This window comes from Nocardia panacis (assembly GCF_003598715.1).
Taxonomy (GTDB): domain Bacteria; phylum Actinomycetota; class Actinomycetes; order Mycobacteriales; family Mycobacteriaceae; genus Nocardia; species Nocardia panacis.
In genome coordinates this window covers 59,843-72,813 of the sequence record NZ_QZFU01000024.1, presented here as the reverse complement: position 1 = coordinate 72,813, position 12,971 = coordinate 59,843, and the positions used below count along the sequence as shown (strand labels likewise).

Sequence of the window (12,971 nt, the reverse complement as noted above, 5' to 3'; positions counted from 1 at the left end):
TCGTACCCAGGGCAGCACAGTGGATGGAGCACACCATGACCAGTATCGAACCCCCGCACGGCATATCGGACCTGTCCGGGCAGGTTGGAGATATCGAGGCCGAGCGCGCCGAGCTGGCTGCCGAGCGCGCCCGACTGGAGGCCGAGAAGGCTCTTGTGCGCCAGCGGCGTATTCGAGAAGACCAGCAACCAGCGGTACTGGACCCGAGCAGCGCATTCGTGCCCGAGCCTGCGCGTTCACCGGTTCAGGTGATCGATTCTGCGGGTGAGGAGTTCGAGACCGACGTAGAGACCGGTGACGTGATCCGGGACACGTTCGGGCAGCCGATCCCGCGATGGAGGCATCAGACTGTCGACCTCGATGGCGAGTTGATTCAGGTCAGGAAGCCATCGCCGATGGCGCTCCAGGCGTTTTCGATGGCTGCCAGCAGGCATACGCCGGACGATCTCCGGCAGGAGATGACGACCCTGTTCGTGCGCAACCACATATCGCCGTTGTCGTATGGGCGGCTGCTCACGCGGATGATGAACCCGGACGGCAATTTCACTGTGGAAGATTTCGGACGGATCTTCGAGTTGATTGCCACGCTGGACACCGCGCGCCCTACCGGGCCGTCGCAGCTCTAGCCCAGTTTGCGGCGCGTAATTGGCGCTCCATCCGAGGCAAGTTGATCTTGTCCGGTATCCCGGACCCGCTGCGACAACTGCCGGATATGCACGCGGTCTTGGATGTCGCGGAGGTGCTGTGGACCGAGCACATGGGCGAAAAGGAGTTGGTCGCGTTCAATCGGGACATGTACCGGATCGAGACATTGACCGCGGCCGGTGAGTTGGCGGTGGTTCCGGCTGGTTTCGAGCGGGACGACGAGATGGCGGACTTCGACGCATTCGCGCAGATGGCCGGCGAATAGCCCACCCCGCTCACCGCAGTTCGGGAGGCAGGTTCCAGTTGGCCTGATCAGGATGGTTCCCGCGTCCCGGCCGCCGCTGCTGCCACTCGTCGATCGTCTCCTTGAGCCAGCCTTGCACGCGCCCGATCTGCGCGTCCGCAGGCGGCAGCTTGTAGCGGTTGAGTGTGCCGCGTTGGACGCCGATGTACTCGGCGACTTCCGGCCTGGACATCAATTTGATCATCGCAACGTCCTTCACACACCACTGCTTGTAATGTTCTCATCTGGAATTCACACCCTACCAGTATGAATGTGCGAATTACTCTGCGAACACCAGTATGTATAGTGCGCGTCACTCGGCGGTGAGGGTTGCATCCTCACGGCCTACGTTGTGCCCGTGAGCGAACGCTATTGGCCGCTCGGCACCGGCCGCATGGCGACCAGCGGATTCGGCGACCGCCCGGAGAGTTTCCATTGGGGCGTCGATTTCGGGCGGGACGGTGGCAGCGCTGGAATGCCGGTCTACGCCGCTCAGGCGGGCAACGTCATCTATGCGGGGCCTGCCGTCGGGTTCGGGGGACCCGACCCTGCGGGATGGGTGGTGATCGATCACCCGACCGAGGACGGCGGCGGGACAACCGTGTACGGGCACATCGTGCGTGAGGTGGCGGTGGGTGATCGTGTCGCGGCGGGGCAGCGGATCGGCCACATCAACCCAGTCAGCCGCACGAACGGCGGTGTGGCACCGCATCTGCATTTCGAGGTGCACCGCTCGACGTGGGCTGGTCCAGGCCCGGACCGTCTAGACCCGATGCCGTGGCTCACCAGTGCGATCGAACCAGGAGCCGAGAAAATGCCAGCAACCATGGCGCACACCACGTTCGGAATCGACATCTCGAATCACCAAGAAGGGCTTGACCTTACACAGGCATTCGCCGAGGGGTGCGATTTCGTCATTGCCAAAGTGAGTGAGGGCGACTACTTCCGGGACGCCCAGTGGCCCAGCTTCCGCGACGCCACACTCGCCGCAGGGAAGATCCTCGTCGGCTACCACTATGTGCGCGGAGACTGCGATATCGAGGCGCAGGCCGATTCGTTCGTTGATCACCTCGGCGACCGTGACATCCCAGCCATGATCGATTTCGAGGCCAACTCCGGCGGCCCGGGCGTGGCGCGGGCGATGGTGGAGGCGATCCAGCGGCGGGGTGTGCGCGTGGCATTGACCTATCTGCCGCACTGGTACTGGCAGCAGATCGGATCACCGGATCTGACCGGCCTGCCGCCGCTGATGTCCTCGAGCTACGGCGTCGACCGCGCCGGGGTGGCGTCAGCGATCTACCCAGGCAGCAGTGATTCCGGATGGGAAGGGTACGGCGGCCTGGACGTGGCCGTGTTCCAGTTCAGCGAACGCGGGTACGTCGCGAACCGCGACCTGGATGTCGATGCGTTCCGTGGCACCCCTGACCAACTTCGAGCCCTACTGACAGGAGATGATGATATGCCCAGCAAAGAAGAGATCGCCGAAGCCGTGTGGGCGCACCGCCCACCCAAGCCCAGCGGCAAGACTGATGCGACCGCGGGCGAGATGCTGGCGTGGGACGACCAGCACGACGGCCACATCCTCGAGCAGTTGGCCGGGCCGGGGTCGAAAGACCAACGTGGTGCCCTGACCCCGGTCGGGTGGCCGCAACTGGGCGGTCGGAGTCTGCTCGATGCCGTGGCCGTGATCGGCGCGAAGCTCGGCATCGATGGCTTCAAGGACCCGGCTGCGCTGAAGTGATCTCAGGAGACAATAGTGATTTCGAGCTTTTCCGCTGACCCGGCTGGACTGCCGTGGGGAACGATCGGCCGCGTCTTGGGGGCCGTGATCGTCGCCGCAATCGGGGCACTACTCGGCGGGTGAGAAAACTGGGGCTTGGCTACAGGTGTGGCTACAGTCCCGAGATAGAAGTACAGCCCCTGACCAGCTTATTGCCTGGTCAGGGGCTGTTTTCTACTGTGGTCCCAGCTGGGATCGAACCAGCGACCTTCCGCGTGTGAGGCGGACGCTCTCCCGCTGAGCTATGAGACCATACTGCCCGCGTGGAGGCGGGCTGTTCGGGGCTGCGGGGCCTGCCGAACGAGATGGAACATTAGCACGGGTCACCCGTGGTTCACCAAATCGCCACTACGGCATGACGTGTGACGCGGCGGGCGGCCGAGGAGGGCTGTCGGGAAGGGGATATGGCGGCACAGGAATCCCGACAGCCTCGAGCGCCTCCCCCGTCACATTGGCAACCTCGCGGATTTTCCCCGTTCTACCAGCGGATTTGTACCTTTCACCGGCCGTCGGCTAATGTTCTGTCTCGCAACGAGGAGGTCGGAAACGCCGCCGAGAAGCAAATGCGGATGTAGCGCAGCTGGTAGCGCATCACCTTGCCAAGGTGAGGGTCGCGGGTTCGAATCCCGTCATCCGCTCGAGAGGTAGGGTTTGGCATCAAGTACGCCGTCCCCCTTTGCGCGGTGGAGTGGCCGAGTGGTGAGGCAACGGCCTGCAAAGCCGTGCACACGGGTTCGATTCCCGTCTCCACCTCGCGCGATTAGCTCAGCGGGAGAGCGCTTCCCTGACACGGAAGAGGTCACTGGTTCAATCCCAGTATCGCGCACCATCCTCTCACGGAGGTCCGGTTCATCACCGGGCCTCCGTTTTGTTTTCGGTGAAAGTCCGTGCGACGGAATAGTTTTCGCGCTCCGCATGACACGCCGGACACGTCCGGGCACCTGCTGTCGATACGGCGACCTACTGTGGGCCGTATACCCGTCGACGGAAAGGATGCGAGATGACCGGCCCGGAGAATGACTGCGTACCCGACCCGGAGGGCAAGACGTTCGGCGTCCCCTATGACTGGCGGCGCCCCACCTGGGAGCGGGTCAAGGCCCGCATGTGGAATCCCGACGACCCGCGCCTGTTCACCCCCAAATCCTTCGGCTGGGGTTACGACCTCAACTTCTACCGCCTGCTGCACTGGCGCAAGCAGGGCTGAGGACGTGCCGGAGATCGTCTTCGACGGCGGCAGGCTGGCGGGCACCCTCACCGAGGCGGCGAACCCGGTCGCGGCGGCGCTGCTCATCACCGGCTCCGGCCCCATCGACCGCGATTCCAATCGGCCCGGCCTCGCGCTGGACATCACGAAGTCCCTGGCCACCGCGCTCGGCGCGGCGGGTGTCACCAGCCTGCGCTACGACAAGCGCGGGATCGGGGCGAGCCAGGGCGACTACTACCGGGTCGGCTTCACCGACCGCCTGACCGACGCCAGGATCGCGCTCACCGCCCTGGCGGAGCACGCGTCGGGTCCGCTGCTCGCCGTGGGACACAGCGAGGGCGCGCTGCACGCCGTCGAGTTGGCCGCCGATGGCAGTGTCGCGGGCGCGGCCCTGCTGTGGTGCGGAGCCGGACCGGGCGCGGACATCCTGACCTGGCAGACGGCCCGCATCGTGGCGACCTTCCCCGGCTGGTTGCGCGCCACGATGCGCCTCGTTCGCGCGGATCCCCTTGTCACGCAACCGAAGCGGCTGGCCCGCATCCGAGCGAGCGATGCGGATGTCATGCGGGTCCAAGGCACGAGGATCGCGGCCCGGTGGCTGCGCGAATTCGCCGACTACGACCCGACCGCGGCGCTGTCCCGGATCGAGGCGCCGGTGCTGGCCCTCACCGGCGCCAATGACCTGCAGGTCCCGCCGGAGGATGTCGAGACCATCGGGAACCTGGTGCGCGGGCCGTTCGAGGGTCATATCGTGCCCGAACTCAGTCACCTGTTGCGGCCGGATCCCAAACGGGCCGGTCCGCGCGGCTACCGTCGTTCGCTGCGCGATCCGGTGAGTCCGGCGGCGTTGGCGCCCGTCGCGGCGTGGGTGCGGGAGCACTGGTAGCGGGATTTGTCGGTGTCGGGAGATACGCTCTTGCGGCACAGGACAATCGATAAGGGGTGCGGTGACGGCGGTCGACGAGGCGGAGTTGGACGATATTCGCGACGACGTGTCGTTCGGGCTCGAGGATGTCGTCGAGCGGTTGGCCGGGCTGGTCGCCGAGCAGGCCGCGGATAGGCCGCGCAATGCGGAGGTCATGCGATTGCGATTGGGTCTGCGCGGTGAACGCCCGCAGACGCTGGCGATGATCGGCGCCCGCTACGACCTCTCGCGCGACCGTGTTCGCCAGGTGCACACCAAGGCTGTGGGTCTGTTGCTGCGTGACGCCCAGCTCACCGGGCAGTGCGGCGGTGTCTTCGCCGAGCGGTATCCGCTGGGCGCCCGCGATTCCCAACTGCTGCGCGCCTTCCTGGCCGAGACCTACGCCACCGATACCGATCTCGCCGCCAACGAGCTGACCTACCTCAAACTGCGCTTGGCCGGACATCCGGGCGAGGACGCGCGCCGGATCGCGGGATTCGTCACCCAGCGCATCCTGGCCTGGCGCAAGAAGACCAACAGCCGCCTGACCAAACTGCATGCCGAACCGCCCGCCCTCGGCGAATGGGATGCGATGTCGGCTCAGATCGAATGGCCCGCCTCGGGCTCCCCCGCGCCGCTGCCCGACGCGCCTGCCCGACTGGTCGACGCGGACGACGAGGGCCGCGGCCGTTTCTACCTCGACAAGGTGGGTCGCGACGTGGCCTTCGATTCGGGTTTGGAGGCGCGGCTGCTGCGTGTGCTCACCGCGGCCGACGCGGTGCGCACCTTCCGGGAGCAGCCGGTCGCGCTCACCTATCGGGTCGAGGGTGTGGAGCGGGTGGGTTATCCGAGTGTCGCGGCCGAGTTGCGGGACGGCCGCGTCGTTCTTATCGATGTGCAACCGCTGGGGCAGCTCGGATTCCACGTCAACCGCGTCAGGGCGGCGGCGGCCCGCGGGTACGCGCACGAACGAGGGTGGGGTTGGGCGCTGTGGACGGGCAGCCGACTGGGTGTCCCGGATCTGCTGCGCCGCCCGGTCGACGCCGCGGCCGAGGCCCTGTTGGTCGAGTCGGTGGCGGCGGGTCCGGTCTACTGGCATGCGCTGCGCTCGATCCGGGAACAGTCCGGGCTGGACCTGCTCGACTTGGTGGCGCTCACGCTGCGGCATTCCTGGCGGTGGGAGCGCGGCCCCTTCGCGCTCACCGCGGGCGATACTGAACTGAAAGGCGGCTGAGAACCCGACGCGCGCGGCACTCGCGCGGTCCCTGCGGCGTTGATACCGGTAGAACCGCCATCACCAAGGAGCTGCAATGCACATCATCGGATCGCTGCTCGGGTTCGCGTTGACCTTGTTCATGCTGCTGCTGCTCGCCAGGGTGGTGCTGGACTGGATCGCGATCCTCGCCGAGAGCCCGACCTGGACGAACAAGGTGCGCGCTTTCACCCACACCTGGACCGAACCCGTCATCGCCCCGGTGCGCAAGGTGCTGCGACCGATCCGCGCGGGCGGACTGTCCATCGATCTGGCCTTCACCGCCGTATTCATCGCGGTGCTGATCCTGCGGTCGATCGCCTTCAGCTTCTGATCCTCGGCGCGGGCCGCCGCCTCAGCGCACGATCATCGCGCCCGCGAGGAAGGTGATGATCAGCAGCATGGCGCAGCAGGTCACCAACTGCCAGTGCCCGATGGTGGACTCGAGGCTGCGGATCGTATTGCGCAGGGCATTGTCCACCCGGTGGTGATCGGCGAGTTTGCGGCGCACCTCGTCGAGCGTCTCGGCCTGCTCCTGCGCCGTCAGATCCGCACGCTCGAGCCGGGTGGTGAGTTTCATCACCTGTTTCTGCTTGTCGCGCACCGCTTTTCGGGAGACCGCGAGCGAGGTGCGCTGGTTCATCAGCTCCTGCTGCTGGCGGGCGATCACCGCGGCCTGTGTGCGGGTGTGATGTTCCCAGTCGGACACGGTGGCCCAGCCTCCCGTCATCGGATCGCGGTAGCCCCAGACCATTTCGCCGCTGATCCAGCGCTGGATGAATTCGCGCAGCTCGTAGGGTTCGCGGCGCGGTGAGACCACCGAGGTGTGCTCGACATCGACCACGCCCTGCACTGCCCGGTATTCGACACCCGAGGGCGTGAAATCGGCGATGCCGAGCGCGGGTAGGTGCTCGACCCAGTAGCCCGGCAGGCACAACCACAGCACGCCGTCGAGACCGGCGGCGCGCAGCGAGGCGGTGTGCTCCTGAGCGGAGGCGCGGTCGAGGGTGGCCGTGCGCACCTCGATCGCGTACTGACGCTCGCCTTTTCGCCAGTAGATATCGACCGGGATCGAGCCGACCCGATGGTCCACCTCGGCGATCTCGGCGCCGTAGGCGAGCAGTCTGCCGACGAGCCAGTATTTGAGCCGCCGCACATCCCATTGCGCCGCCGCGCATTCGGTGCAGCGGCAGCCGTAGCCCTCACCGGGCGCGCGGCTCGGCTCGCCGGTGATGCCCAGTTCGGCGAGCATCGCCCGGCGTCCGCAGGCCGGATTCGCCCGCTGCTTCGTTCTCACGCCAACACCCCTGCCCATACACCGATCGGCGTGCACAAACGCACGCCCTCCCGGTCCAGAGTGCATAAGTCCGAGCCTGCCCGCCAGCCCCCTATACCCCGCGCTCGGGTGCGCCGGGCAGGCAAACGGCCCGGCAACCAGCGAAGACCGCTGGGCGGAGGCGTCTTTCGGCCGGTCGAGAGAGGTTCACCACAGGAAATCCGCGCGAATTGATCTTTGTCGCCAATTCCCCGCGACACGACATTCGGTGCGCCACCCGGCGCGCGCGAACCCGAGCCGCCGCGGCGCGAGCGGAGCGGAACGGAGAACAATTGCGGTACAGCAGGATATATTCCCAGAACGCATGGCACACCCGTGGGGAAGGACGGACTGTGGAGCTGGTGGTCACGGTATCGGAGGCCGAAGATGATGTCGAGGAGCTGCACTCCCTCTATTCGGCTCTCCTCGAGGACGACGAACTGCGTTCCGCGCGAAAACATCTCGACCCCGGCGCGGAACGCCCCGACACGTTGGGCGCCGAGGAGGTCATTCGCCTCGTGCTGGATTCGATGGAGTTGTTCACGGCGCTGACCACGTGCCTCACCGCGTGGCTGCATATGCGCAAACCGCGGCTGAGATTGCGAATCACCCGCCCTGACGGGATTACCGCCGAGATCACGACCTCGGGCGGCCGGGCCGTGCGGGCCGAACAGGTGAACGAGGCGATCGAACTCGTCCGCGGAACGCCCGATGAGGCTTCCTGATTCGCACGACTCCCGCGTGGTGCTGATCGGCACCTCCCGCTACGCCGAGGACTCCGGATTCGCCTCGCTGCCCGCCATCGCCCGCAGCGTGCGCGAACTGGCCGAATTCCTGCGCGCCACAACCGGTCTCGAACATGTGCAGGTGGTGCTGGATCCGCCGGACGCGGTCCCCGTCTCGCGCGCGCTCAGCGCCGCCGAGGAGTCGGCCGTGGACCTGCTGCTGTTCTACTACGTCGGCCACGGCGTCGCCATCGACAATGAGCTGCACCTCACCCACGGCGGGTCCCGCGCCGAGGACGCCGCCTTCACCACCGTGCCGTATTCGGCCGTGCGGGCCAGGATTCGGGCCGCGCGCGCGAAGGTGAAGATCGTCGTCCTCGACTGCTGCCACAGCGGAAAGGCATTCGGGCGCGATGTGCTGGCGGCCGACCCGCTCGGCGAGGTCGTCGATATCGAGGGCGCGTTCGTGCTGACCGCCACCGACGAGAAGACGAAATTCGCGGCCGCCGCCGACGCCGAGGGCCGCACCGCCTTCACCGGTGCGCTGCTGGCGCTGCTGCGCGGCGGAATACCGGGCGGGGAGCGGTATCTCACCATGTCGGCGCTGTATCGCGAACTGCGCGCACGCCTTCCGGCCGACAACCTGCCCAAACCCAAGGCTCTGGAGCGCGGTACGGCCGCCGAGTTGGCCCTCGCGCCCAACCCGGCGTGGCGCGCTCCCGAAATCGTGCTGCCCAGCACCGAATCCGCCGCCTACTTCGCGCAGGTCCGCGATATCGCGCCGCTGGGTCCACTGGTCGACCGCGAGATCGAACTGGCCGAACTCAACGCCTTCTGCGACGGCCCGGAGCCCTATCTGTGGTGGCGTGCCGGACCTTGGGCGGGCAAGACGGCTCTCATGTCGTGGTTCGCGCTGCATCCCCCCGCGCATGTGCGGGTGGTGGCCTTCTTCATCACCTCGCGGCTGGCGGCGCAATCCGATCATGTCGCCTTCACCGAGGCCGTGCTGGACCAGCTTTCGGTCCTGCTGCCCGCCGAGCGGATCGCGGTCTCCGCGATGGGCGGCAACCGGGACACGCTGCGGCGGCATCTGCTCGACCTCGCCGCGCGACGCGCCGCCGAGAGCGGCGGCCGGATCCTGCTCATCGTCGACGGACTCGACGAGGATCAGGGGACGCCGAGCATCGCCTCGCTCCTGCCCAAACATCCGGGACCCGGCCTGCGGGTGCTGGTGGCCAGCCGACCGAATCCGCCGGTGCCGCTGGATGTCGCGGGCGGGCACCCGCTGCGCACCTGCCGGCATCGGCCGCTGGCCCAATCCAAATACGCCCACGACATCCGACGCGCCGCGCAGTACGAGCTGAGCACCCTGCTCGCCCATCCTGGCGAGGCCAAACACCTCGGATTGATCACGGCGGCAGGCGGACTCACCAAGACCGAACTCGCCGACATCACCGGACTGCCGCCCTACCATTTCACCCAGTTGCTCAGCGGTATCGTCGGGCGCAGCTTCCGGGCCAGGACCACACCTTTCGACACCGACAGCACCTATCTGTTCGCCCACGAGACACTGCGCGAGGAGGCCGAGAACGCGCTCGGTCCCGCCCTCGTCGACGAATACCGCGAACAGATCCACCGGTGGGCCGAGGGCTACCGCGCCGAGGGCTGGCCGCCCGAGACCCCGAATTATCTGCTCACCCGCTACTTCTCGATGCTGCGCACCCGAGAGGATCTGCCGCGCATGACCGCGCTCGCCCTCGACCGCGCCCGCCACGATCGGATGCTGCACCGCACCGGCGGCGATATCGCCGCGCGCACCGAGATCGCCGCCGTCGGCGCGGCCCTCGCCGGACAACCCGATCCGGATCTGCTCACCCTGTGCAGGCTCGCCCTGCACCGCGATCGACTCGCCCAGCGCAGCAACAATATTCCGACCGGACTACCCGCCGCCTTCGCCCGACTCGGCGCCTTCGAACGCGCCGCCAACCTGGCCCGCAGCCTTCCCGACCCGGTGCGCCGCACCGAGGCCCATATCGCGCTCGCCGCCGTACCGCGCGACACCGCCGGACACGAACAGGATCGACTCCTCGCCGAATCGCTGGTTCGCGAGATCAAGGACGACTCCGCCGAACAGGAACGCCTCTGCGCCGAACTGATCGCGGCGCTCGTCGCGGTCGGCGATATCGGCAACGCGGAGAAGCTGATCGATGCGATCCACGATCCATATCTGGAACTGATCGTGCAGGGCATCCTGGTGCCGGTGTGGTTGGAGGCGGGCAGGCCCGAAGACGCGCTGCGGGCGCTGCGGCGCGTCGAGATCCTGGCCGAGCGCTTCGTGTCGGCCAAATATCAAGGCCGGGCACAGGTCGCGCTGGCAAGGGCGCTCGCGGAGATCGGCGAATTCGACCGGGCCGAGTCGATCGTGCACGGAATCGACAATCCCGCCGATCGAATCGCGGCCGCCGGTGGGATGCTGCGGGCACTGAGCCGGGCGAACCTGACCGACCGGGCGCGGACCATTGCCGAGGAGATGGCGCGGATCCCCGAGGACGAACCGGAGACGACCCGGAAATACCTTGTGGCCGTGCTCATCCGATCACTCGCCGAGGCCGGGTTCGGCCGGCAGGCACGCGCGCTACACACCGAGGACGATCCGTCACCGGAGTACTTCGCACGGCTGATCGACCTCGGCGAACTCGATCTCGCCGAACAGTGCGCCCGCCGCATCGCCGCCCCCGAGGCCCGCGCCGACGCGCTCACCGACCTGATTGTCGAATTCCTCGACGCGGGACGCGAATCCGAGGCCAGACAGTTGGCCGAAGAGGTCGAAGCCGACGCCATCCGCATGGACAATCCGCTCCGATACTCCGAGGGTCTGTTCGCGCTCGCGGGCGCACTCCTCGAAGCGGGCGAACTTCCACTGGCCAGGGCCGCCGCCGCCCGAATTCCCCTGCGCTTCCTTCGAATTCGCGCGCTGGTGGCGCAAAACGGCGACCTCGCGCGCTTCGCGGGGCCTCGACCCTCGGTCAGCGCCACCGGCGACGGACACCTGCTCGAACTGGTGGAGGAGGTCCTGCTGCAGCACCGCCTGCATCCCGACACCGAACCGCCGCTCGCCTGTGCCGAACAAGCCGTCCTGCACGCCGATCACGCCGAAGCCGCACTGCGGCTCGCCACCATACTCATCGAAATCGGTTTGGCACGAGCGGGATTCGACCTCATCGTCGAAATGCCCTCGGTCCACCATCAGATCTCGATACTGGCCGAACTCGGCGGACCCCTGGTCGAAGCGGGCCTGCTCGAACCGGTACGGCGCAGACTGCGCTCCATGGAACCGGTCGTCCGCAGATTGACCGACGAGGGTCGCCCCGCGGTGCTGCGCGACCTCGGCATCGCCTACGCCCGAATAGGCGACCTCCCCCGCGCCCAAACCATCGCCGCCGCCTTCGACGACCTGCCGCCCAAAGCGCACATCCAACTGGAAATCGTTGCCGCGCACGTCAAATCGGGCGACCTCGATATCGCCACCGAACTCGCCGACACCATCACCTACATTCACGAACGCATCCACGCCCTGCTCACCGTCGCCGCCGCCCACACCGACCGCGACACCGCCGAACACCTGCTCACCCGCGCCGAACACGAGGCGACGCGCATCCGAGGCCACGGCGAAATGGACGACATAGCACTGCATCTCGTCGACACCGCCCTGCACCTCGCCCAATTCGACCGCACCCGCACCAGCGCCGACCTCGCCGACCACCCCAAAACCCGTGCCGAAGCCCTGCTGCGCCTCACCAACGCGCTGCTCACCCACCACCCCATCCCGCACACCGAAATCCACCATCTGCTCGCCGATATCTGGAACACCACCGACTGGTACCGCCCCCTCCCCGCCCTCGCCCACCTCTCCCCCACCCTCCTGCGCACCCTCGCCCAGGAAATCCTCAACCCCACCACATGAACCCCCAAACGGTTCTTGCCCCACCCGACCCTCCGACGGTACTGTTTCCGCAGGTAGCAGGGGTGGAGCGGGCAGCTAACCCGCAGCACGTCATTCGATATGCAGGGCACCGAACGATCAGGGGACCTCATGACCGAGGCAAGCAAACTTCTGCGGCGCGTCGCCGCGCGCGGTGGACTCGTGTCGGGCGACACGAATCCACCGAGACGATGCTCCGAGCGAAGTACCTTCCTGACGAAGGGAAGCAGGCCGCACAAGCCACCACCGAGGGAAGGATGCGAATGACCGGCAGGAGGATGTGCCACGCGACCGCCCTTGCTTTGGGGGCTGTTCTCGCGATAGCGGGTTGCGGTAGGTCGACCGATGGGAACCCGAGTGCGAGTTCAGGACAGCCGTCAACCTCAACCCCGATGACCTCTGCTGGTCTGGGCGCTACCTCTTCCCCGAATCAGCAGACCGGCCGGTGGGATCCATGCACCTCGATCCCGAACGATGCCTTGCGCGCGAGTGGGTTGAACCCCGACGACAAAGAGCCGAACGTCGCCGGTGTCGATTTCACCGGGTGGAAGGCATGCACTTGGGGATCGACGGCCCGGTGGCACTACCTCGCGATTCTTTCGGGCGAGCCCACACTCGATCAGATCCGACAACGCCGCGACTTCGGAAACTTCTCCCCGATGACCGTCGCCGGGCGCCCAGCAACTCGGTTCGGATTCTCGGACGACGCGGACGGCCTCGACTGCGGTGTTGCCGTTGAGATTCCACAAGGACCGGCGAAGGGCTCGGTCGCCTTCCTGATCACGACCCGTCTGTCGGTCGGCAAGCAGGGCAATCCATGCACCGAGGCCACTCGGTACGCCAATGACCTCGCCAAGTATCTTCCGGGAGGGGGGAACTGA

The 12,971-nt window shown here is 66.9% G+C and carries 11 protein-coding genes, 4 tRNA genes and 1 pseudogene; 13 read left to right on the top strand and 3 right to left on the bottom strand.

Annotated features, from left to right (window positions below; genetic code table 11):
* The first annotated feature begins 35 nt into the window (after positions 1-35).
* On the top strand, positions 36-626 hold the full coding sequence (locus tag D5S18_RS22060; RefSeq protein WP_147404066.1) for a hypothetical protein: 591 nt from the start codon (positions 36-38) through the stop codon (positions 624-626).
* A 20-nt stretch (positions 627-646) separates the two neighbouring features.
* A pseudogene (locus D5S18_RS22055) lies at positions 647-910 on the top strand (DUF7240 domain-containing protein); the annotation flags it as partial.
* Between the two features lie 10 nt (positions 911-920).
* On the opposite strand, the gene D5S18_RS22050 reads toward D5S18_RS22055, so the two are convergent.
* Positions 921-1,121 (bottom strand): helix-turn-helix transcriptional regulator, encoded by a 201-nt coding sequence (locus tag D5S18_RS22050; RefSeq protein ID WP_203236859.1) that lies wholly within the window; start codon positions 1,119-1,121, stop codon positions 921-923.
* A gap of 165 nt (positions 1,122-1,286) precedes the next feature.
* On the opposite strand from D5S18_RS22050, the gene D5S18_RS22045 reads away from it, so the two are divergent.
* Entirely contained in the window at positions 1,287-2,669 is a 1,383-nt protein-coding gene (locus D5S18_RS22045) for a peptidoglycan DD-metalloendopeptidase family protein (RefSeq protein WP_239003932.1), read from the top strand.
* Positions 2,670-2,888: 219 nt separating this feature from the next.
* Here the strand turns inward: D5S18_RS22045 and D5S18_RS22040 are convergent.
* A tRNA-Val gene (locus D5S18_RS22040) sits at positions 2,889-2,960 on the bottom strand.
* 313 nt (positions 2,961-3,273) lie between these two features.
* Between D5S18_RS22040 and D5S18_RS22035 the strand changes: the two genes are divergently transcribed.
* The 7 genes from D5S18_RS22035 to D5S18_RS22005 all read left to right on the top strand — a co-directional run bounded on the left by D5S18_RS22035 (position 3,274) and on the right by D5S18_RS22005 (position 6,402).
* Positions 3,274-3,346, top strand: a tRNA-Gly gene (locus D5S18_RS22035).
* A gap of 44 nt (positions 3,347-3,390) precedes the next feature.
* A tRNA-Cys gene (locus tag D5S18_RS22030) sits at positions 3,391-3,461 on the top strand.
* A gap of 1 nt (position 3,462) precedes the next feature.
* Positions 3,463-3,537 (top strand) — tRNA-Val (locus D5S18_RS22025).
* 171 nt (positions 3,538-3,708) lie between these two features.
* Positions 3,709-3,912 carry a DUF5808 domain-containing protein gene (locus D5S18_RS22020; protein ID WP_120042982.1) on the top strand — a complete coding sequence of 68 codons (204 nt, stop codon included), beginning with the start codon at positions 3,709-3,711 and terminating at the stop codon, positions 3,910-3,912.
* Positions 3,913-3,916: 4 nt separating this feature from the next.
* Positions 3,917-4,798 carry an alpha/beta hydrolase gene (locus D5S18_RS22015; RefSeq protein WP_120042981.1) on the top strand — a complete coding sequence of 294 codons (882 nt, stop codon included), beginning with the start codon at positions 3,917-3,919 and terminating at the stop codon, positions 4,796-4,798.
* Positions 4,799-4,859: 61 nt separating this feature from the next.
* Positions 4,860-6,050, top strand: a complete 1,191-nt coding sequence (locus D5S18_RS22010) for a sigma factor-like helix-turn-helix DNA-binding protein (protein ID WP_120042980.1) — start codon at positions 4,860-4,862, stop codon at positions 6,048-6,050.
* A 76-nt stretch (positions 6,051-6,126) separates the two neighbouring features.
* Entirely contained in the window at positions 6,127-6,402 is a 276-nt protein-coding gene (locus D5S18_RS22005) for a YggT family protein (RefSeq protein WP_120042979.1), read from the top strand.
* 21 nt (positions 6,403-6,423) lie between these two features.
* On the opposite strand, the gene D5S18_RS22000 is transcribed toward D5S18_RS22005, so the two are convergent.
* Positions 6,424-7,365: a competence protein CoiA family protein gene (locus D5S18_RS22000; RefSeq protein WP_239003931.1), complete on the bottom strand. Its 942-nt coding sequence runs from the start codon at positions 7,363-7,365 to the stop codon at positions 6,424-6,426.
* Between the two features lie 371 nt (positions 7,366-7,736).
* Here D5S18_RS22000 and D5S18_RS21995 point away from each other — a divergent pair, with 371 nt between their 5' ends.
* From D5S18_RS21995 to D5S18_RS21985, 3 genes are read left to right on the top strand one after another with little or no spacing between them, the layout of a single operon-like run.
* Positions 7,737-8,108: an effector-associated constant component EACC1 gene (locus D5S18_RS21995; protein ID WP_120042978.1), complete on the top strand. Its 372-nt coding sequence runs from the start codon at positions 7,737-7,739 to the stop codon at positions 8,106-8,108.
* The gene (locus D5S18_RS21990) at positions 8,095-12,072 is read left to right on the top strand and encodes a caspase, EACC1-associated type (RefSeq protein WP_120042977.1); all 3,978 of its coding nucleotides are present in this window, start codon (positions 8,095-8,097) and stop codon (positions 12,070-12,072) included. Before D5S18_RS21995 ends, D5S18_RS21990 begins: the two co-directional genes overlap by 14 nt.
* A complete protein-coding gene (locus tag D5S18_RS21985) occupies positions 12,069-12,971 on the top strand; it encodes a DUF3558 domain-containing protein (RefSeq protein ID WP_120042976.1) in 903 nt (300 codons plus the stop codon). The genes D5S18_RS21990 and D5S18_RS21985 overlap by 4 nt, the downstream gene beginning before the upstream one ends.

Coding starts and splice junctions, on each gene's coding strand:
- D5S18_RS22060 (WP_147404066.1), top strand. CDS start 36: ATGACCAGTATCGAACCCCCGCACGGCATATCGGACCTGTCCGGGCAG.
- D5S18_RS22050 (WP_203236859.1), bottom strand. CDS start 1,121: ATGTCCAGGCCGGAAGTCGCCGAGTACATCGGCGTCCAACGCGGCACA.
- D5S18_RS22020 (WP_120042982.1), top strand. CDS start 3,709: ATGACCGGCCCGGAGAATGACTGCGTACCCGACCCGGAGGGCAAGACG.
- D5S18_RS22005 (WP_120042979.1), top strand. CDS start 6,127: ATGCACATCATCGGATCGCTGCTCGGGTTCGCGTTGACCTTGTTCATG.
- D5S18_RS21990 (WP_120042977.1), top strand. CDS start 8,095: ATGAGGCTTCCTGATTCGCACGACTCCCGCGTGGTGCTGATCGGCACC.
- D5S18_RS21985 (WP_120042976.1), top strand. CDS start 12,069: ATGAACCCCCAAACGGTTCTTGCCCCACCCGACCCTCCGACGGTACTG.